Origin of the sequence: Phyllobacterium sp. SL163 (assembly GCF_049896885.1) — a bacterium.
In the GTDB taxonomy this organism is placed as follows: Bacteria; Pseudomonadota; Alphaproteobacteria; order Rhizobiales; family Rhizobiaceae; genus Phyllobacterium; species Phyllobacterium calauticae.
Genome location: NZ_JAFCVE010000001.1, coordinates 608,452 through 625,701 on the forward strand (window position 1 = coordinate 608,452; position 17,250 = coordinate 625,701).

Sequence of the window (17,250 nt, forward strand, 5' to 3'; positions counted from 1 at the left end):
GTGATTAGCCGTTGAGGGCATCCTTCAGAGCCTTTGCAGGCTGGAAGGCAACCTTCTTGGAGGCTGCGATCTTGATCGTTGCGCCAGTTGCAGGGTTACGGCCTTCGCGAGCAGCGCGCGACTGTACCTTGAACTTGCCGAAGCCTGGCAGCGAAACTTCGTCGCCTGCGACGACGGCATCGGTGATGCCCTTAAGAACGCTATCAACAATCGCCTTGGACTGAACCTTTGTAAGACCCTGATCAGCGACGAGCTTCTCGATAAGATCGGACGTATTCATGTTGGCGGTTTCCTCAGTATATTCGTTGATCGAAGGCGTCTGTATGGCATGCGTTGCCGCCCCTGTCATCAGGAATAGGACGCATTTTCGGGGTTTATACCCAGTGTTTACAGGGTTTTTTGCAAAACCGGCTATGATTTTTCAGATCGGAGCCGGATGACGCCTGCAAATTCAGTCCGGTGATTCGGCCTGTGATTCCGCAGGTTCAGGGCTGCCGGTCTGCAGAGCATCGGGCATCTGCCAGATCGGAGGGTTGCCGATATGGCGCGCCACGTGGTCGATAAAGGCGCGCACCTTGGCCGAGACATGGCGGGTCGGCGGGTAGACCGCATAGATCCTGTAGGGCAGCGGCCGCGCCTCCGGCAAGACCGGGATGAGCGTGCCGCGCCGCAGCGCTTCGGCGGCGATGAACATGGGCAGGAGCACCAGGCCCAGTCCGGCGATGGCCATGTCGCGCATGGCTTCGCCATTATTGGCCACGATGCGCCCGTGCATGGCAACCGAAATGGGTTCGCCAGGGGCTGCCGGGTTTTCGAACTGCCAGAGCTGGCTGGTGTTGACGTTGGAGTAATCGATGCACGCGTAGGAGCCGAGTTCGCCGAGGTTTTGCGGCAGGCCGTTGGCTGCGGCAAAAGCCGGGCTGCAACATATGACGCGCGGGTCGGTGCACAGCTTGCGCGCAATCAGGCTGGAATCCCGCAGGATGCCGATGCGGATACCGGCATCGAAGCCGCCTTTGACGAGATCGACCATGCGGTCGTCAAACTCCACGGCGATTTCGAGATCGGGATATTGCCGGGCGAAATCGGCAATCAGGCGGCTCAGGTAAAACGTGCCGAAGGTCATCGGCGCCGTGATGCGCAAGGTGCCGCGAATGGCGCTGTAGCGCTCCCCGACGGTGTCGGCCGCTTCGGTGAGCTCGCGCACCAGCGGCCGGACACGTTCGACAAAGGCGCGGGCATTGTCCGAGGCGAGCAGTTTGCGCGGCGAGCGTTGGAACAGTTCCGTACCGAGCGCCGCTTCCAGATCGGTGATGCGCTTGCTGACCACGGATTTCGACAGGTTGAGCCGGGCGGCGGTCATGGTGATGCTGCCCGTCTCCATCACGTCGAGAAAAGTTAAGAGATCGTCGAAGCGCCATTTCATGGTTCTCTTATAGAGGACAAGAGCGCAACAACAAAGACGGTTCTGGGGAAATCGTTCTGCTATGTCGAACATGAGTTGCATCGAAGCGGGCTTTATATCGGCACCTATCGCGCAGATATTCACCCCAACGGCGCATGAGCGCCAGGCAACATCATTCAGGAGGCTTTCATGTCCCTACAATTGACAGGTATCCATCATCTGACCGCCATCACGGCGAATGCCCCGGAAAACCTGCGTTTCTACACGCAGACCCTCGGTTTGCGGCTCGTCAAGAAGACAGTCAACCAGGACGATACAAGCGCCTATCACCTGTTCTATGCCGATGGCGAGGCAACGCCCGGCACCGATCTTACCTTCTTCGACTGGCCTGTCGGCCTGGAGCGGCGCGGCACGCACAGCATTGCGCGCACGGGTCTGCGCGTCGGCAGCAAGGCCAGCCTTGTCTGGTGGAAGGCGCGCTTCAACGAACTTGGCGTCAAGTCGGACGAAATCGTCGCAATCGGCGGCCGTGACTCGCTCGATTTCGAGGACGGTGAAGGCCAGCGTTTCCGGTTGATTGATGATGGCGGCGCAACCCCGTCGCACCCCTGGGACAAGAGCCCGGTTCCGGCCGAACACCAGATCAGAGGCCTTGGCCCGATCACCATCAGCGTGCCTGATATCACCAACACGGAAGCCATTCTTCTGCATGTGATGAACATGCGCCAGACCAGCACCTATCCGTCTCCCGACGGAGCCGGTCACGTCCACGTCTTTTCCATGGGCGAGGGCGGCCCTGCTGCCGAACTGCATGTTGCCGTCCAGCCGGATCTTCCCGTGGCCCGTCAGGGTGCGGGCGCGGTGCATCACGTGGCGTTCCGGGCGCCGGATGTGCAGCAGCTGCACGAATGGACGGAAAGGCTGAAGAGTTTCCGCATGCCGTCCAGCGGCGAGGTCGAGCGCTATTACTTCCGCTCGCTGTATTTCCGCGAGCCCAATGGCATTCTGTTCGAGATCGCCACGGATGGTCCCGGCTTTACCGTTGACGAGCCGCTGGAAACGCTGGGCGAAGGATTGTCCCTGCCGCCGTTCCTCGAGGGCAAGCGGGCGTCCATCGAAGCAAATCTGAAGCCTCTGGTCTAACCGGAATGAAGAAGGCCCGGCGCACAAGCGCCGGGCCTTCTTGCATCTCAAGCCGTGCGGGGAAGGTTGGCCTCAATCCACTGCCGCACGGCATCGATGTCATGCTGCCCGGTTTCATGCCCGGCATGGACGTGCTGGACGGTAAGGTCCGCTCCGGCCCGCCGCAACAGCGCCTCGAGATCGGGTGTCTTGGCGCCGAACAGGTCGTGGTCGCCATTGACCATCAGAATTTTCGCATGGCTCAAATCCGCCTGCGGTGTCTCCTCAAGAACATTCATCGCGCGCAGGAGAATTGCATTCCTGACAAGACCGGGATGCAGCAGTATGGTTGCCACCAGCATGTTGGCGCCGTTGGAATAACCCAGAAACACCGTGCGTTCGAGATCGAGACGATAGGCCTCGGCGGCCCCTTCGATGAAGGCGGCCAGTGCTTCGGCCTCCGATCGGACATCCTGCTGGTCGAAACTCAGGGGGCCGAAGCGGCGGAACCAGCGGCCGATGCCCTCTTCATTGCTGCGCCCGCGTAAACCAATGAGGGTGGCGTGCGGCGCGGCATTGGCGGCAAGCGGCAGCAACGTGGTTTCATTGCCGTCGGAGCCATGCAAAAGCACAAGCGTCAGGCCATCGGTGTGCTCGGGCGTATAGACACGGTGCACGAAAGGCAGCTCGCGGTAGAGGAACCGCTCCTCGCCGGGCAGGCCGAACTGCGGCAGCATCACTTTGAGATTGCCGGCCTCTTCGGCAAAATGCGGCGGAATGAACAGTTGCGTGCCGAGCGTTTCCAGCGGTTCGTCCACAAGCATGCCGGGACCGTCGGTCGCCATCTCGAACAGCGTGCCGCCGGGCTCGCGCACATAGATCGAGTGAAAATACTTGCGGTCATGCATGGCGGTCGCGTCCGACCCATCCCTGATCAGGCTGTTATAGGTCTCCTGGACATGGGCGATATCGGGCGAGCGGAAGGCGACGTGATCGACCGTTCCGGTGCCGGGCGCCGAACTCCAGAAGCCGCTGGCATCGCGCACATCGACGCAATCGCCGGTATCCGAAACCATCCGCACAATCGTGTCGGTGCGCTCGCCGGCGTGAAAGCCGAAATAGGCTTCGAGAAAGGCGCAGGTGGCCTGCGGCTGTTCGGTAAGAACCGTGGCGCCGCGGATGCGCCGGATGGCGTCGGCCGCGGCAATACCCCGGACGGTCCACGGCGCGGTGCCCGTTACCTCTGATGTTCCGACGAGTTTCACGATCACGCCGTCGGGGTCTTTCAGCCGCAGGACCGTTTCGCCGAATTCCTGCGCGGGACCGGTGACGGCAATGTTGTGCTGGAGCGCGCGGGTCAGCCAGAAGCCGATGGCATCCGGGGCGATGGCCAGCGCGATTTCGCTCGGCTGGCCGTAACCCACCCGGCCGGGCGACCCGTCTTCCCAGACGAGAAAGGTGATCAATGAACCGGGGGTTGCCGATGTGTCGCCGTAGAGGAGGTGAAGCTGGGTCGCGTCTTCATAGCCGCCGGTACGCTTGACGAGCCGAAGGCCGAGAAAACCGGCATAGAAATCCACATTCGCCTGAACGCTGCGGGTGATCAGGGTGATGTGGTGGATGCCGCTTGTCATGAAGTTCCTCCGCCTGTGGATCATGCGACCAATATGCGGCGATCAATACGGGGAAAGCCAGCGGGCGGCAATCAGGCAGGGCCTGAAAAAACAACACCCACCGCGGGAGGAGGTGCGGTGGGTGCTATTTGTAAAGGCCGGCTGGGAGGAGGAGTGCCAGCCTTTGAACGTTCGGAACCTGGGAGGAGGTCATCCCGAACGTTAACTTTGAATTCGATTAGCGCGCAGCTGCGGCCTTCTTGGCAACGAAGGCGATATCGCCACGGGAGATGCCGAGGTCGTTCAGTTCACGTGCGGACAGGCGGTTCAGTTCCGTGACCGTGTCACGATAACGGCGCCAGTTGTTGTAAGAGCGGATCAGGTTCATTTCACTCACCTTGGTAACTTATTGTTTGTTGGATCATTTCTTGATCGTGACCTGCATATAGTCGATGCCCGGCGAAACTTGCAGTGACAAGAATGCATAGCTGCTTTGCAGGAAGTGCGGAGTGGATGGCCAAATTGGGGCGGGTCGAATCACGTCAATCATGATGGCCCGGAAGGGGTGCAAAAACCCGCTTCCATCTTGCCGCGGCCGCCGGCCGGCCCGGCATGGCAGTGCTACCCGCCCGGTTATCGCTGCCCGTGACTGCGGACCTTTTGAACGACCCTTCGCAGCGGCTGCGTCATCCGCCACGAAGTGCTCGATCGGATGGCGGTCAGTTCCTCCTGCAGCCGCAGAATAATCTGCGCCTGTTCCCGGGACATTTGCTCAAGTGCGCTGTGGTCCGGATTGTGCCTGTCCATGGCTGCGGCATGAAGAAGCCGCATCTTCTTGATCTCGCGCCGCAGGGCAATGTTGTCGAGCTGCTCCAGCGACGGAAAGTCATCCGATGCCGCCGCCGGGAGTTTGGTCAGGGTTTGCACGGCGATTTCCGATTCCACCCGCACTTTTTCAGGATCTATCAGGCTCTTGTGCAGCGGCAGAATGGATTCGAGGCTCGCCGACGGGGGCAGGCATCCCCGGAGGGTGGAAAAGAGATATTCGGGATCCTGGGTGAAACGCGGAAAGGCGATGAGATAAATCGGTATTCCCGCCCGCGTCAGGCGCTCGACAAGATGATGGAATCCCACGGCCAGCAGCCGGGCCTGATCGACGGGATCGAGCGCGTACACCGCGCCTCCGGGCGTTTCTCCCCAGTGGTCCCAGGTCCGTGCCTCGTCGGCCATCCATTCCTGGTTGTGATGGAGTCTCTGCAGTTCGAGAATGATCCGGCTGCTTGCCGCTTCCGCCAGATTGCGTATGGGAATGATGACGCCGTCAATCGTAATGTCGGTGCGCTTGAGCACCTCGTCGATGAACTGGTACAGCCAGGGGGATTTGACGACGTAGGGAAGGTTCGCGCCGCCATGGAGAACCAGATCCTCCAAACCGGCATTGGCGTCCTCTATCAGATGGGTCTGTCCGTTGGATCTGGTGATGTGTGTGGTCAGTCCCAGGGCATCGAGATATCGGACGAGAAGGCTCGTTCCGGCCCGGCCTGTACCCGCGATGAGGAGATGATTTGCCATGCGTGTCTCGTATTATCTGGCAAACAGATACACCCGGCCTTGGGCGGAAAACAGTTACAAGTTGTTAAGTTTGTTGATCGCGAAAAAGCCCGTTTTCTGGGCATGGGGACGCCGCTTGCGGGCAGACTTTTCGGCGCCGCGGCTGGGACGGCAAATCGAAATCCCCGATTGAACTGGTATTGAGCATGGCCTTGCTGTCGGTTCGCCGGGGCCTGGGCCAAGATCGGGCTCCTGATCCCCACGCGAGAACGAAGCCGTGTACGACGAGTATGACGACAAACAACACCTGCATTATACGACACCGGTCTGGGTGCATCTGCTGGCCTTTGGTGTCGTGGTGGGGATTGCCGTGCTGATCTGCGAACTCTGCCAATCCCTGGCCTAGAATCAGGATTGCTGCGTCATCGGCCAATGCCGGTCGCGCAAACAGGGATATCGATTTTTGTCGGGAAGGAATGGCGCGCCCGAAAGGATTCGAACCTCTGACCCCCAGATTCGTAGTCTGGTGCTCTATCCAGCTGAGCTACGGGCGCGTGCCACACTTGCGCGTTCGTCTGCGCAGGCCGGTTCGTAATCGGTTGGGCTGTGAATTGCAAGCAGCTTTGGCAAAAAAACCGCAACAATTTTTTGCCGGAACGTCGCACCCCGGTTTATTCGGTGGCTTAGCGCCTTTCCGGTCGTGTGCACCCGCGTCTTTCCGGCGGAAATGAAAAGGCCCGGAGAATGTCCGGGCCTTTGTGCAGGTCTTAAAGGTTGCGCCCGATGGCGAGGAACTTGTCGCGCCGGTCTTTCCTGAGCGCTTCGCCGTCCATCGATGCCATGGATTTCAGGGCAACGTTGATGATGTTGCCCGTCGCCTCGATCACCGCATCCTTGCCGCGATGGGCGCCGCCCGTGGGTTCAGGAATGATGCCGTCGATGATTTTCAGCTCGTACAGGTCCTGTGCCGTGATGCGCATGTTGGTTGCCGCATCCTTGGCGCGGGTGGAATCGTGCCAGAGGATCGATGCCGCGCCTTCCGGCGAGATCACCGAATAAATCGCATGTTCGAGCATGTAGACGCGATTCGCCGTGGCAATGGCGATGGCGCCGCCGGAGCCGCCTTCGCCGATGATGACGGAAACCATCGGCACTTTCAGGTTCAGCGACGCTGCCGTGGACCGGGCAATGGCTTCCGCCTGTCCGCGCTCTTCCGCCGCGATGCCCGGAAAGGCGCCGGCCGTATCGACGAGCGTGATGACCGGAAGGTTGAAGCGGTCGGCCAGGTCCATGACGCGCACGGCCTTGCGGTAACCTTCAGGCATGGCCATGCCGAAATTGTGTTTGAGGCGGGACTTCGTGTCGTTGCCCTTTTCCTGGCCGATCACGGCGACGGCCTGGCCGTTGAAACGGGCAAGACCGGCCTGGATGGCCTCGTCCTCGGCAAAGTTGCGGTCACCGGCGAGCGGCGTGAAGTCCGTGAACAGCTTGCCGATGTAGTCGACGCAATGCGGACGGTCGGGATGGCGGGCGATCTGCGCCTTCTGCCAGGGGGTCAGCTTGCGGTAGAGATCGCGCAAAGCCTCGGCCGACCGCTTTTCCAGACGGGCGATCTCGTCATTGGTGTCGAGCGCGCCGCCTTCTTCCGCAAGCTTCTTCAGTTCGAGAATCTTGCCATCGAGATCAGCAACCGGCTTTTCGAAATCGAGATAGTTGTACATGGACGACGTGTCTGCCTGCATAACGGTGGATTTTTCACGACCTAACTGGCTGTTGCGGACGCTCATGTCAAGGAAGCATGGCCGACAAGGCGCGTTCGCGGCGCCAGTTATAGGGATAATTCCGGCGAAGGTGTGGTGGAAACCCGTGGATAAGGACGAAGTTCAAGGCCTTGCCTGCGTGGCGTTCCTGGCGGAAGAGCTGCTGCGGGCGCCGCTCATGCATCCGGCTTCCTGGTCGACGTCCGGGGTTTGGCCGGTGCCGTCTTGCGTTTCGGCGCCGGCTTCTGTGCCGGTTTCGCCCGCTTGGCGGGTTTTGGGCGCTGCCAGCCGATCCATTCGCCTTCGCCGTCGTAATAGTGAAAGCCCTGCGATGCATTGTACAGGCCCTTGCGCAACTCGCCGATGTCGAGACCGGGCATGTTCTGCAGAAGGGCGGGCGGAAGATGGTCGATGTTCAGCCAGTCCGCGTGGAAATAGATGTGTTCGGGAGCCTTTTCGTTGTCAACGATGATGAACCATTCGCTCTCCATATAGTCGCCGAACCAGGGGTCGGGAAACATGGCCTGTTTGAAGGAGAAGCCGAAACCGTCGATCTCGTCCCAATCCCAGTGTTCCCGCCAGCCCATGGAGCGGATCAGCTGGCTGGACCGCGTGAACCCGGTTTCGTCGAAGCGCATCACTTCGCTATCGGCTTCGACAGGCGCCGGTTCCGGTCTCGAAAACAGCTTTTTCAACAGCCGCCACATAGAGAGTCCCGCCAAGTCTATGGTCCCGCCTGTTTCGCGGGGGAATGGGTTCAGTCTGCCAGAGGGTGGTGCTCCGTGACAAGGCGGTGCAACCGTTCCTCCATGACGTGGGTATAAATCTGGGTCGTTGAAATATCCGAATGACCCAGCAATTGTTGGACCGCACGCAGGTCCGCGCCATTCTGCAGGAGATGGCTGGCGAAGGCATGCCGTAACACGTGCGGCGAGATTGCTGAAGTCACAAGTCCGGCACGAGCAGCCAAGCCTTTCAATTCGCGGGCAAAAACCTGCCGCGCCAGAAAACCGCTTTCGGAGATGGCCGGGAAAAGCCAGGGATTGCCGGCAAGGTTCGGCAGGGCATCGCGCACGGCGAGATAGGTGGTCATTGCCGTGCGGGCCTTGCCGGAGAGCGGGACCATGCGGTCCTTCGAGCCCTTGCCGCGCACCATCAGAAAGCGGTGATCGGAGCGGGCAACCGTCACCGGCAGCCCGACCAGTTCGGAAACGCGCAAGCCCGTCGCGTAGAGAATTTCCAGCAGCGCATGCAGGCGCAGGGCGCGCAGATGATCGCCCGCCGGGGCCTCTGCATCCAGGGTTTCCAGTTCGGCCCGCCCCAGCAGTTTCTCGACATCCGCCTCGCTGAGGATTTTTGGCAGCGAACGGTCCTTCCTTGGCGCGTCCAGCGTGCCCGTCGGGTCGTCGGTGCGGATATTTTCCGTATAGAGAAAACGGAAGAACTGGCGCAGCGCGGACAGGCGCCGTGCCTGTGAGGTCGCGGCATAGCCGCGTCCGGCGATATCGTCGAGATAGGCGCGGATTGTTGCGGGCTCCGCCATGGTCAGCTGCACGCCGGCGGCGCTGGCAAAACCCGCGGCATCCTCGAGGTCGCGGCGATAGGACTCGAGCGTGTTCTGCGCTGCGCCCCGTTCGGCGCTCATCATCTCAAGAAATGTCTCTATCGCTGCTGCTGCACGCATGGCTCTACTTTGGATTGCCGGGTTTGACATTGAGCTTTTCCGCGGGAATGCGGATGGTCAGTTCCGTCTGCGTCGGATGCACGAAGGTCACGAGCGCCAGCATTCCCGCATAGACGAGCCCGGCGAGAACCGCGAGGGTGATGATCAATCGGGTCAGTGTGGGCATCAAATCGACTTTGCAAGCTGGCTTTCCATGTTCCATAATCCTGCAACGGAAACTCTTATGAATTGATGAAGGCCAGACATAAGGACAACCCCACACTTTGCTTGACGAAAGCCCGGTTTTCCTGTCGAAACGCATTTATGAACAGCATTGACGATATTCTTGGCACAGCCCAGGTTCCGGAGTTGGCCCGATCCATCCGGGAGCGCCTGGGGCACCGGTCTATTGTGCTCGTCGGTTTGATGGGCGCAGGCAAATCCACCGTGGGTAAAAAACTGGCTTCGCTGGTCGAACTGCCGTTTTTTGACGCCGACAACGAGATTGAAAAAGTCTCAACCATGACCATTCCCGAACTGTTCGAGGCCTATGGCGAAGCGGAATTCCGCGATCTGGAGCGCCGGGTTATCGCGCGCATGCTCGAAGAAGGCCCCATCGTTCTGGCGACCGGCGGCGGCGCCTATATGAACGAGCAGACGCGCGGTGCCATCGCATCCGAAGGCATATCGATCTGGCTGAATGCGGAACTCGACGTGCTGATGAACCGCGTGGTGCGCAAGCAGAACCGGCCGCTCCTGAAAAGCGACAATCCGCGCGCCGTCATGGAACGGCTGATGAGCGAGCGCTATCCGGTCTATGCGCAGGCGGATCTGACCATTCTCTCACGCGAGGAAAAGAAAGAAATCATCGCGCTTGAAGCGATGCAGGCCGTATCGCAGCATCTGGACAACAAGGAATTCCCGCGATGAGCGCCCTGACGACAGTTCCGGTCAAACTCGGAGACCGTTCCTACGACATTCTCATCGGCGCTGGCCTGATCGAGCGCGCCGGGCAGGAGATTGCCGGGCGCACGGGCGCAGGACGGGTGGCCATCGTCACCGACGAGAACGTTGCCGCGTTGCATCTGCAGCGCCTGGTGGACAGCCTGAAGGCCGGCGGCATCGAATCGACGCCGGTTCTCGTTGCCCCCGGTGAAAAGTCGAAAGGTTTTGCCACGCTCGAAACCGTCACCAATGCCATCCTGGCCGCCCGGCTGGAACGGGGCGATATCGTCATCGCCTTTGGCGGCGGCGTGATCGGCGATCTCGCCGGCTTTGCCGCAAGCATCGCCCGGCGCGGCATGGGCTTCGTGCAGATACCGACCTCGCTGCTGGCCCAGGTGGATTCATCCGTTGGCGGCAAGACCGGCATCAACACGGCGCATGGCAAGAACCTCGTCGGCGCTTTCTACCAGCCGCAATTGGTGCTGGCCGACACGGATGTGCTCGACACGCTCAGCCCGCGCGAATTTCGCGCCGGCTATGCGGAAGTTGCCAAATACGGGCTGATCGACCGGCCGGATTTCTTCGCATGGCTGGAGACGAACTGGCAGGGCATTTTTGCCGGCGGGCCGGAGCGGACCCACGCCATTGCCGTATCCTGCCAGTCAAAGGCCGATGTCGTGGCGCGCGACGAGCGCGAAACCGGCGACCGGGCGCTGCTCAATCTCGGCCACACATTCGGCCACGCGCTGGAGACAGCCACGCACTACGATTCCGCCCGTCTCGTGCATGGCGAAGGCGTTGCCATCGGCATGGTCCTCGCCCACCAGTTTTCGGTCAAGATGAATCTGGCGAGCGCCGACGACGCCCGGCGGGTCGAAGCGCATTTGCGGCAGGTCGGGCTGCCGGTTTCCATCGGCGACATTCCCGGTGCCTTGCCGCCGGCGGAGAGGCTGATGGAGTATATTGCCCAGGATAAGAAGGTGACGCGGGGCACGCTGACCTTCATTCTCACCCGCGGTATCGGCCAGTCCTTTATCGCCCGGGATGTGCCGCCATCGGCCGTTCTCAGCTTTTTGCAGGAGAAACACCCAAAATGAACCTGGAACTCTGGATCTTTTGCGGAATCATTTTCCTTCTGATCCTGATGTCTGGTCTTTTTTCAGGATCCGAAACTGCGCTGACCGCCGTGTCGCGCGCCCGGATGCACCGGCTCTCGAAGCGCGGCGATGACCGTGCAACGGTTGTCGAAGGTCTCATCGAAAAGCGCGACCGCCTGATCGGTGTCATGCTGATCGGCAACAATCTCATCAATATTCTTGCGTCATCCCTGACCACGAGCATGCTGCTCAACCTGTTCGGACAGGCGGGCGTTGCCTATGCCACCGCGATCATGACCGTGCTTCTGGTGATCTTCGCCGAGGTGCTGCCGAAATCCTGGGCGATTTCCAGCCCCGACCGCAATGCGCTGGCGCTGGTGCGGTTCGCACAGGTTGCCGTGTTCATCTTCGGCCCGCTGTCGGACCTCATCAACTGGATCGTGCGCCGCATCCTCGGCCTGTTCGGCATCGATCTCGGTTCGGTGAAATCGATGCTGTCGGCGCAGGAGGAACTGCGCGGCGCCGTCGATCTCCTGCACCGGGAGGGTTCGGTGGTGAAGCGCGACCGCGACCAGATCGGCGGTCTGCTCGACCTGCGTGAGCTCGAAGTCTATGACGTCATGATCCACCGGACGGATATGGATTCGATCAACGCCGATGATCCGATCGAGGAGATCATCGGCCAGATTCTGGCGAGCCACCACACCCGCATTCCGGTCTGGCGCGGCGACAACGACAATATCGTCGGTGTCGTGCATGCCAAGGACCTGGTGCGGGCCATCCGCGATTCCAACCGGGATTTCTCCAAGATCAACATCATGAAGGTGGCGACCAAGCCCTGGTTCGTGCCCGATACGACAACCCTGCAGGACCAGCTCAATGCCTTCCTGCGCCGCAAGGCGCATATCGCCATCGTCGTGGATGAATATGGCGACGTGCAGGGGCTGATCACGCTCGAAGACATCCTTGAGGAGATTGTCGGCGATATCGCCGACGAGCATGACATCGACGTTCAAGGCTGCCGCCCCCAGCCGGATGGGTCGGTACTGGTTGATGGCTCGGTTCCGATCCGCGATCTCAACCGGGCGCTCGACTGGAACCTGCCGGATGCGGAGGCCACGACCATTGCCGGTCTCGTCATCCACGAAACCCAGAGCATCCCCACGGAAAAACAGGCATTCACCTTCCATGGCAAGCGCTTCACCGTGCTGAAGCGGGAAAAAAACCGCATTACCCGGCTTCGTATTCGACCTTTGGAGGATGACGAAAAGGGCAAAACCAGTTAAGCTGCCGCCACTGGTTCGATAATTTTAAGATATTGTTTTTTCAGACGCTTTCCTGCGCATAAGCTAGGGGCTGCATGCATATTGTTATTGCCATTTTAAGTGGAATTGCGGCGATTTTTTACTGGATGTTCCGGCTGCAATGGGCCGCTCGTTCCATTCGGGATCTGGACAGAAATACGCCTCGTCTGAGAAACAGGAGCAAGCGGGCATTCGACCGTATCGTTGGTTCGCGCCACAGCCGGATCCGTGATCCACGGCTGGCGGCAACCGTGCTGATGATCCAGCTCGTGCGCACCGGTGCGCCGCTGACCCATGCTGAAAGACGGCAGATCATCGCGCTGTTGGCCGGTCCGCTGGGGATCGGCGATCCGGATGCGATGTTTCGCAAAGCCTGGCGCTATACCAGGCGTCGGGGTTCGTTCCCATCGATGGCTGACGATATGGTGCCGATGCTGCGGGCGCGCCTGAGCGTGGACGAGCGTTTTCAGCTGATCGGCATGCTGTGGCAGACTGCCGCCGCCTATGGCGGGGAGAGCGAGTTGCAGGCGCAGATGATCGCCCGCCTGCAACGGCAACTGATGCAAAGCGATGATGTTTAGGCAGGAAAGCCTCTAGCGGCGTGTCGCTTCGCCGGGAGCAGCCGGTTCCAGTGCGAGCGCGTGGACGCTGCCGGCCAGTTCGTCCTTCAGCACCTCGTTGATCGCCCTGTGCCGCGCGACGCGCGACAGGCCCGCAAAAGCTTCTGCGACAATGCGCACGCGAAAATGCGTTTCACCCGAACCGTCGAATGTGGCATGATGCCCGCTGTCTTCATGATGGTGGCCGGCGTGAAGGTGGCTCTCGTTGATAACGGTCAATGAAACAGGATGAAAAGCCTGCGTCAGTTTGTTTTCGATCGCTGACTGAGTGGACATTTCGTTCTCCTGCGCCCATATGGTAGTTTCATTTGGCAAACCCGTACATGATCACAAATTTACCGCCATTTCAGGCGTTAGGTTGATCCATGGGCAATTGTCAATTCTTGTCTTGTAAACCAATCCGTTGATAATCGTACGCAATGACCTCAAATTCGAAATATTTTGACAGCATCCGCATCCGCCCGAAAAAGGTGGAAGAGGAGAAATCGCGCATTCCCGTGTGCCAGTGGGATGGCTGCGACAAGCCGGGTCCGCACCGTGCACCGGTTGGGCGCATGAAGGAAGGCGAGTTCTTTCACTTCTGCATCGATCATGTCCGTGAATACAACAAAGGCTACAACTATTTTTCCGGTCTCTCCGACGCGGAAGTCGCGCGTTATCAAAAGGAAGCCCTGACCGGCGACCGGCCGACCTGGACCGTCGCAGGCCTGCCGGGCAGCGGCGCTGGCGCCAGCGCGGCGGCCGCAGCGTCTGGCGGTGCGAAGACGTCGCCGGACTTTTCCAAGCTGCGTTCGGGCCGGGCTGCCTATCAGAACCGTTTCCGTGATCCGAACAGCGTGTTCGGTGATGCACGGCCGAGTGCGCGCCTGCGTAAGGCCAAGCCATTGGAGGCAAAAGCGCTGGATACTCTCGGTCTTGATGTGAAAGCCACTGGCGAAGACATCAAGTCGCGCTATAAAGAACTGGTGAAGCGCCATCATCCCGATGCAAACGGCGGTGATCGGGCTTCCGAGGATCGTTTCCGCGACGTTATCCAGGCTTATCAATTGCTCAAACAGGCTGGTTTTTGCTAAGGACCATGTTTGGCTGAATTCGAAGCCTCCCGTCGAGGCTTCATGGGTGTGACTATCTTATTGCGTCTGCGCGTGCAGTCGCGCTGGAGGCATGATGAATAAGGTTGATCGCGATATTGCGAATTTGCCGGATACTACGGTTTCTGCCGCAAAGCTTTTCGGATTTGATACCGACATGATGGTCCCTGCCTACAAGGCAGGCGATGCATACGTGCCGGAGACCGATCCGGATTATCTGTTCGACAAGCAGACCACGCTGGCCATTCTGGCCGGGTTTGCCTTCAACCGGCGCGTCATGGTGTCCGGATACCACGGAACAGGCAAGTCGACCCACATCGAACAGGTCGCCGCCCGCCTCAACTGGCCGTGCGTGCGCGTCAATCTCGACAGCCATGTCAGCCGTATCGATCTCGTCGGCAAGGATGCCATCGTCGTCAAGGACGGCATGCAGATCACCGAATTCCGCGACGGTATCCTGCCATGGGCCTATCAGCACAATGTGGCGCTGGTGTTCGACGAGTATGATGCCGGCCGTCCGGACGTGATGTTCGTGATCCAGCGCGTGCTTGAATCGTCCGGCCGCCTGACCCTGCTCGACCAGAGCCGCGTGATCCGTCCGCATCCGGCGTTCCGCCTGTTCGCGACGGCCAACACCGTCGGCCTCGGCGATACAACCGGCCTCTACCACGGCACGCAGCAGATCAACCAGGCACAGATGGACCGCTGGTCCATCGTGACGACGCTCAACTATCTGCCGCATGACAACGAAGCCGCCATCGTTCTGGCCAAGGCCAAGCACTACCAGAACAAGGAAGGCAAGGAGATCGTCTCGAAGATGGTCCGCGTTGCCGACATGACCCGTGCCGCCTTCATCAATGGCGATCTCTCCACGGTGATGAGCCCGCGTACGGTCATCACCTGGGCTGAAAATGCCGATATCTTCAAGGATGTCGGCTTCGCCTTCCGTCTGACCTTCCTCAACAAGTGCGATGAACTGGAACGTCCGATCGTTGCCGAGTTCTATCAGCGTGCGTTCGGCAAGGAACTGCCGGAGTCGACGGCCAATGTGGTCATAGGCTGAGCGTCATCAGAGCATGGCGGGCCCGGGAGACAATTCACGCACAAATCCGAAAGGCCCGGTTGATTCCGAGCCCTTCAAGCGCGCGGTTACGGCCTGCATGCGGGCCATTGCCGGTGATCATGAAATGGAAGTCGGGTTTGGCAATGATCGCCCGGCCCTGACGGGGCATCGGGCGCGTCTGCCCGACCTGCCCAAGCGTCCGACGGCGAACGATATCGCGGTTACCCGCGGCATCGGCGATTCCATGGCGTTGCGCAAGGCGTGCCACAACGACCGCATTCATGCGACGCTGGCGCCGGAAGGCAAGCAGGCGCGTGCCATTTTCGATGCGGTCGAACAGGCGCGCGTCGAGGCAATCGGTGCCCTGCGCATGGACGGCATGGCCGAGAATCTCAGTTCGATGCTGTCGGACAAATATTCCCGCGCCAATTTTCCGGCCATCACCGACAAGGCCGAAGCACCGCTGGAAGAAGCGATTGCGCTTGTGGTGCGCGAGAAGCTGACGGGCCGCAAGGCGCCCGAATCCGCCGGCAATGTCGTCGACCTCTGGCGTGACTGGATCGAGGAAAAGGCAGCGGCTGATCTTGAGCATCTCGGCGACAAGATCAACGACCAGAACGCCTTTGCCCGCGTTGTCCGCGAAATGCTGGCTTCCATGGAGATGGCCGAAGAGCTGTCGCAGGAAAGCGAGCAGGACGAGGACCAGGAAAACAACGAGGACACGCCGGAGCCCGAAGAGAACAACGAGGGCGGTTCCGACGAAGACCAGGGCAGTGACGCATCCGAGGATGATGATTCGGAAAGCTCCAGCGACGACAGTCAGTCGGGCGAGACCGAGGCCGCCGATGCTTCCTCCGACGAGATTGACGACGACGCGGATACGGATGCGGAAATGCCCGGCGAGGCACGCCGTCCGAACCAGCCGTTTTCCAATCTCGGCAGCGAAAGCGGCTACAAGGTCTTCACCCAGGAATTCGACGAAACCACCGATGCGGAAGAACTGTGCGACGATGCGGAGCTGGAGCGCCTCCGGGCTTTCCTCGACAAGCAGCTCGCCAATCTTTCCGGTGTCGTGGGTCGTCTCGCCAACCGCCTGCAGCGGCGCCTGATGGCGCAGCAGAACCGGTCCTGGGATTTCGATCTGGAAGAGGGCTATCTCGATTCGGCGCGTCTCGTGCGCGTGGTCATCGATCCGACGCAGCCGCTGTCCTATAAGCAGGAGCGCGATACGGATTTCCGCGATACAATCGTCACCCTGCTGATCGACAATTCCGGCTCCATGCGTGGCCGTCCGATCACGGTCGCGGCGACCTGCGCCGACATTCTGGCGCGCACGCTCGAGCGCTGCGGTGTGAAAGTCGAGATTCTCGGCTTCACCACCAAGGCCTGGAAGGGCGGGCAGGCGCGCGAGGCCTGGCTGGAGCGCGGCAAGCCTGCCAATCCCGGCCGCCTCAACGATCTGCGCCATATCGTCTACAAGCGTGCCGATGCCCCGTGGCGCCGTTCCAGGCGCAATCTCGGGCTGATGATGCGCGAAGGGCTGCTGAAGGAAAACATCGACGGCGAAGCCCTGATCTGGGCGCATCAGCGTCTGCTGGGTCGGCCGGAACAGCGCAAGATCCTGATGATGATTTCCGACGGTGCGCCGGTCGACGATTCCACCCTGTCGGTCAACCCGGGCAATTATCTCGAACGGCACCTGCGCGCCGTGATCGAAGAGATCGAGACACGCTCGCCGGTCGAGCTGATCGCCATCGGCATCGGCCATGACGTGACGCGCTACTACCGGCGTGCGGTGACCATTGTCGATGCGGAAGAGCTGGCGGGTGCGATGACCGAGCAGTTGGCATCGCTGTTTGAAGAACAGGAACAGCGCCGCGCCGCAGGTAAATCTGCCGCCCGCAGACATTGAGATGAACCGTAGGGCGCTGCTTGGTCGGCGCATGCGGTTCATTCTTCTTCCGGTTCTGCCGCCCGCAGCCGTCGCGGCGGCCGATTCGATCCCGCAGAGAAATC

At 60.4% G+C, this 17,250-nt stretch carries 19 protein-coding genes and 1 tRNA gene; 9 read left to right on the top strand and 11 right to left on the bottom strand.

What is annotated here, in order from left to right:
* Positions 1–4 precede the first annotated feature (4 nt).
* Together ACP7B1_RS03025 and ACP7B1_RS03030 are read right to left on the bottom strand one after the other, a co-directional pair.
* On the bottom strand, positions 5–280 hold the full coding sequence (locus ACP7B1_RS03025) for an HU family DNA-binding protein (protein ID WP_091880272.1): 276 nt from the start codon (positions 278–280) through the stop codon (positions 5–7).
* 171 nt (positions 281–451) lie between these two features.
* Complete coding sequence (locus tag ACP7B1_RS03030) at positions 452–1,426, bottom strand: LysR family transcriptional regulator (RefSeq protein WP_346305806.1); 975 nt, start codon at positions 1,424–1,426, stop codon at positions 452–454.
* A gap of 168 nt (positions 1,427–1,594) precedes the next feature.
* Between ACP7B1_RS03030 and ACP7B1_RS03035 the strand changes: the two genes are divergently transcribed.
* Positions 1,595–2,548 carry a ring-cleaving dioxygenase gene (locus ACP7B1_RS03035; RefSeq protein WP_346305805.1) on the top strand — a complete coding sequence of 318 codons (954 nt, stop codon included), beginning with the start codon at positions 1,595–1,597 and terminating at the stop codon, positions 2,546–2,548.
* A 47-nt stretch (positions 2,549–2,595) separates the two neighbouring features.
* Here ACP7B1_RS03035 and ACP7B1_RS03040 read toward each other — a convergent pair whose 3' ends face one another.
* From ACP7B1_RS03040 to ACP7B1_RS03050, 3 genes are all read right to left on the bottom strand, one after another.
* Complete coding sequence (locus ACP7B1_RS03040) at positions 2,596–4,161, bottom strand: VOC family protein (RefSeq protein ID WP_346305804.1); 1,566 nt, start codon at positions 4,159–4,161, stop codon at positions 2,596–2,598.
* A gap of 217 nt (positions 4,162–4,378) precedes the next feature.
* Positions 4,379–4,528, bottom strand: coding sequence for a DUF1127 domain-containing protein (locus ACP7B1_RS03045; RefSeq protein WP_091879951.1), 150 nt, complete (start codon positions 4,526–4,528; stop codon positions 4,379–4,381).
* 245 nt (positions 4,529–4,773) lie between these two features.
* A complete protein-coding gene (locus ACP7B1_RS03050) occupies positions 4,774–5,712 on the bottom strand; it encodes a hypothetical protein (RefSeq protein ID WP_346305803.1) in 939 nt (312 codons plus the stop codon).
* A 256-nt stretch (positions 5,713–5,968) separates the two neighbouring features.
* On the opposite strand from ACP7B1_RS03050, the gene ACP7B1_RS03055 reads away from it, so the two are divergent.
* Positions 5,969–6,097, top strand: a complete 129-nt coding sequence (locus tag ACP7B1_RS03055) for a hypothetical protein (protein WP_346305802.1) — start codon at positions 5,969–5,971, stop codon at positions 6,095–6,097.
* A gap of 71 nt (positions 6,098–6,168) precedes the next feature.
* Here ACP7B1_RS03055 and ACP7B1_RS03060 read toward each other — a convergent pair.
* The 5 genes from ACP7B1_RS03060 to ACP7B1_RS03080 form a co-directional block, all read right to left on the bottom strand.
* A tRNA-Arg gene (locus ACP7B1_RS03060) sits at positions 6,169–6,245 on the bottom strand.
* Between the two features lie 213 nt (positions 6,246–6,458).
* On the bottom strand, positions 6,459–7,412 hold the full coding sequence (locus ACP7B1_RS03065; protein ID WP_223614118.1) for an acetyl-CoA carboxylase carboxyltransferase subunit alpha: 954 nt from the start codon (positions 7,410–7,412) through the stop codon (positions 6,459–6,461).
* A 215-nt stretch (positions 7,413–7,627) separates the two neighbouring features.
* Positions 7,628–8,173, bottom strand: coding sequence for a hypothetical protein (locus ACP7B1_RS03070; RefSeq protein ID WP_346305801.1), 546 nt, complete (start codon positions 8,171–8,173; stop codon positions 7,628–7,630).
* A 35-nt stretch (positions 8,174–8,208) separates the two neighbouring features.
* The gene (xerD, locus tag ACP7B1_RS03075) at positions 8,209–9,135 is read right to left on the bottom strand and encodes a site-specific tyrosine recombinase XerD (protein ID WP_346305800.1); all 927 of its coding nucleotides are present in this window, start codon (positions 9,133–9,135) and stop codon (positions 8,209–8,211) included.
* A 4-nt stretch (positions 9,136–9,139) separates the two neighbouring features.
* Positions 9,140–9,301 (bottom strand): histidine kinase, encoded by a 162-nt coding sequence (locus ACP7B1_RS03080; RefSeq protein ID WP_223613573.1) that lies wholly within the window; start codon positions 9,299–9,301, stop codon positions 9,140–9,142.
* 137 nt (positions 9,302–9,438) lie between these two features.
* Between ACP7B1_RS03080 and ACP7B1_RS03085 the strand changes: the two genes are divergently transcribed.
* From ACP7B1_RS03085 to ACP7B1_RS03100, 4 genes are all read left to right on the top strand, one after another.
* Positions 9,439–10,044 carry a shikimate kinase gene (locus ACP7B1_RS03085; protein ID WP_346305799.1) on the top strand — a complete coding sequence of 202 codons (606 nt, stop codon included), beginning with the start codon at positions 9,439–9,441 and terminating at the stop codon, positions 10,042–10,044.
* Positions 10,041–11,156 carry a 3-dehydroquinate synthase gene (gene aroB, locus ACP7B1_RS03090; protein ID WP_346305798.1) on the top strand — a complete coding sequence of 372 codons (1,116 nt, stop codon included), beginning with the start codon at positions 10,041–10,043 and terminating at the stop codon, positions 11,154–11,156. Before ACP7B1_RS03085 ends, aroB begins: the two co-directional genes overlap by 4 nt.
* Positions 11,153–12,442 carry an HlyC/CorC family transporter gene (locus tag ACP7B1_RS03095; protein WP_223613570.1) on the top strand — a complete coding sequence of 430 codons (1,290 nt, stop codon included), beginning with the start codon at positions 11,153–11,155 and terminating at the stop codon, positions 12,440–12,442. The genes aroB and ACP7B1_RS03095 overlap by 4 nt, the downstream gene beginning before the upstream one ends.
* Positions 12,443–12,516: 74 nt before the next feature.
* Positions 12,517–13,041 (top strand): TerB family tellurite resistance protein, encoded by a 525-nt coding sequence (locus ACP7B1_RS03100; protein ID WP_346305797.1) that lies wholly within the window; start codon positions 12,517–12,519, stop codon positions 13,039–13,041.
* Positions 13,042–13,053: 12 nt separating this feature from the next.
* Here the strand turns inward: ACP7B1_RS03100 and ACP7B1_RS03105 are convergent, their stop codons facing one another.
* Complete coding sequence (locus ACP7B1_RS03105) at positions 13,054–13,356, bottom strand: BolA family protein (RefSeq protein ID WP_223613568.1); 303 nt, start codon at positions 13,354–13,356, stop codon at positions 13,054–13,056.
* A gap of 143 nt (positions 13,357–13,499) precedes the next feature.
* Between ACP7B1_RS03105 and ACP7B1_RS03110 the strand changes: the two genes are divergently transcribed.
* From ACP7B1_RS03110 to cobT, 3 genes are all read left to right on the top strand, one after another.
* Positions 13,500–14,153 (top strand): J domain-containing protein, encoded by a 654-nt coding sequence (locus ACP7B1_RS03110; protein WP_105734507.1) that lies wholly within the window; start codon positions 13,500–13,502, stop codon positions 14,151–14,153.
* 94 nt (positions 14,154–14,247) lie between these two features.
* Entirely contained in the window at positions 14,248–15,234 is a 987-nt protein-coding gene (gene cobS / locus ACP7B1_RS03115) for a cobaltochelatase subunit CobS (protein WP_223613566.1), read from the top strand.
* A 13-nt stretch (positions 15,235–15,247) separates the two neighbouring features.
* Positions 15,248–17,146: a cobaltochelatase subunit CobT gene (cobT, locus tag ACP7B1_RS03120; protein ID WP_346305796.1), complete on the top strand. Its 1,899-nt coding sequence runs from the start codon at positions 15,248–15,250 to the stop codon at positions 17,144–17,146.
* Positions 17,147–17,250: the final 104 nt, after the last annotated feature.

Excerpts from the sequence above, each read along its gene's own strand:
- ACP7B1_RS03025 (WP_091880272.1), bottom strand. The coding sequence starts at position 280 with ATGAATACGTCCGATCTTATCGAGAAGCTCGTCGCTGATCAGGGTCTT.
- ACP7B1_RS03030 (WP_346305806.1), bottom strand. The coding sequence starts at position 1,426 with ATGAAATGGCGCTTCGACGATCTCTTAACTTTTCTCGACGTGATGGAG.
- ACP7B1_RS03035 (WP_346305805.1), top strand. The coding sequence starts at position 1,595 with ATGTCCCTACAATTGACAGGTATCCATCATCTGACCGCCATCACGGCG.
- ACP7B1_RS03040 (WP_346305804.1), bottom strand. The coding sequence starts at position 4,161 with ATGACAAGCGGCATCCACCACATCACCCTGATCACCCGCAGCGTTCAG.
- ACP7B1_RS03045 (WP_091879951.1), bottom strand. The coding sequence starts at position 4,528 with ATGAACCTGATCCGCTCTTACAACAACTGGCGCCGTTATCGTGACACG.
- ACP7B1_RS03050 (WP_346305803.1), bottom strand. The coding sequence starts at position 5,712 with ATGGCAAATCATCTCCTCATCGCGGGTACAGGCCGGGCCGGAACGAGC.
- ACP7B1_RS03065 (WP_223614118.1), bottom strand. The coding sequence starts at position 7,412 with ATGTACAACTATCTCGATTTCGAAAAGCCGGTTGCTGATCTCGATGGC.
- xerD (WP_346305800.1), bottom strand. The coding sequence starts at position 9,135 with ATGCGTGCAGCAGCAGCGATAGAGACATTTCTTGAGATGATGAGCGCC.
- ACP7B1_RS03080 (WP_223613573.1), bottom strand. The coding sequence starts at position 9,301 with ATGCCCACACTGACCCGATTGATCATCACCCTCGCGGTTCTCGCCGGG.
- ACP7B1_RS03085 (WP_346305799.1), top strand. The coding sequence starts at position 9,439 with ATGAACAGCATTGACGATATTCTTGGCACAGCCCAGGTTCCGGAGTTG.
- aroB (WP_346305798.1), top strand. The coding sequence starts at position 10,041 with ATGAGCGCCCTGACGACAGTTCCGGTCAAACTCGGAGACCGTTCCTAC.
- ACP7B1_RS03095 (WP_223613570.1), top strand. The coding sequence starts at position 11,153 with ATGAACCTGGAACTCTGGATCTTTTGCGGAATCATTTTCCTTCTGATC.
- ACP7B1_RS03100 (WP_346305797.1), top strand. The coding sequence starts at position 12,517 with ATGCATATTGTTATTGCCATTTTAAGTGGAATTGCGGCGATTTTTTAC.
- ACP7B1_RS03105 (WP_223613568.1), bottom strand. The coding sequence starts at position 13,356 with ATGTCCACTCAGTCAGCGATCGAAAACAAACTGACGCAGGCTTTTCAT.
- ACP7B1_RS03110 (WP_105734507.1), top strand. The coding sequence starts at position 13,500 with ATGACCTCAAATTCGAAATATTTTGACAGCATCCGCATCCGCCCGAAA.
- cobS (WP_223613566.1), top strand. The coding sequence starts at position 14,248 with ATGAATAAGGTTGATCGCGATATTGCGAATTTGCCGGATACTACGGTT.
- cobT (WP_346305796.1), top strand. The coding sequence starts at position 15,248 with ATGGCGGGCCCGGGAGACAATTCACGCACAAATCCGAAAGGCCCGGTT.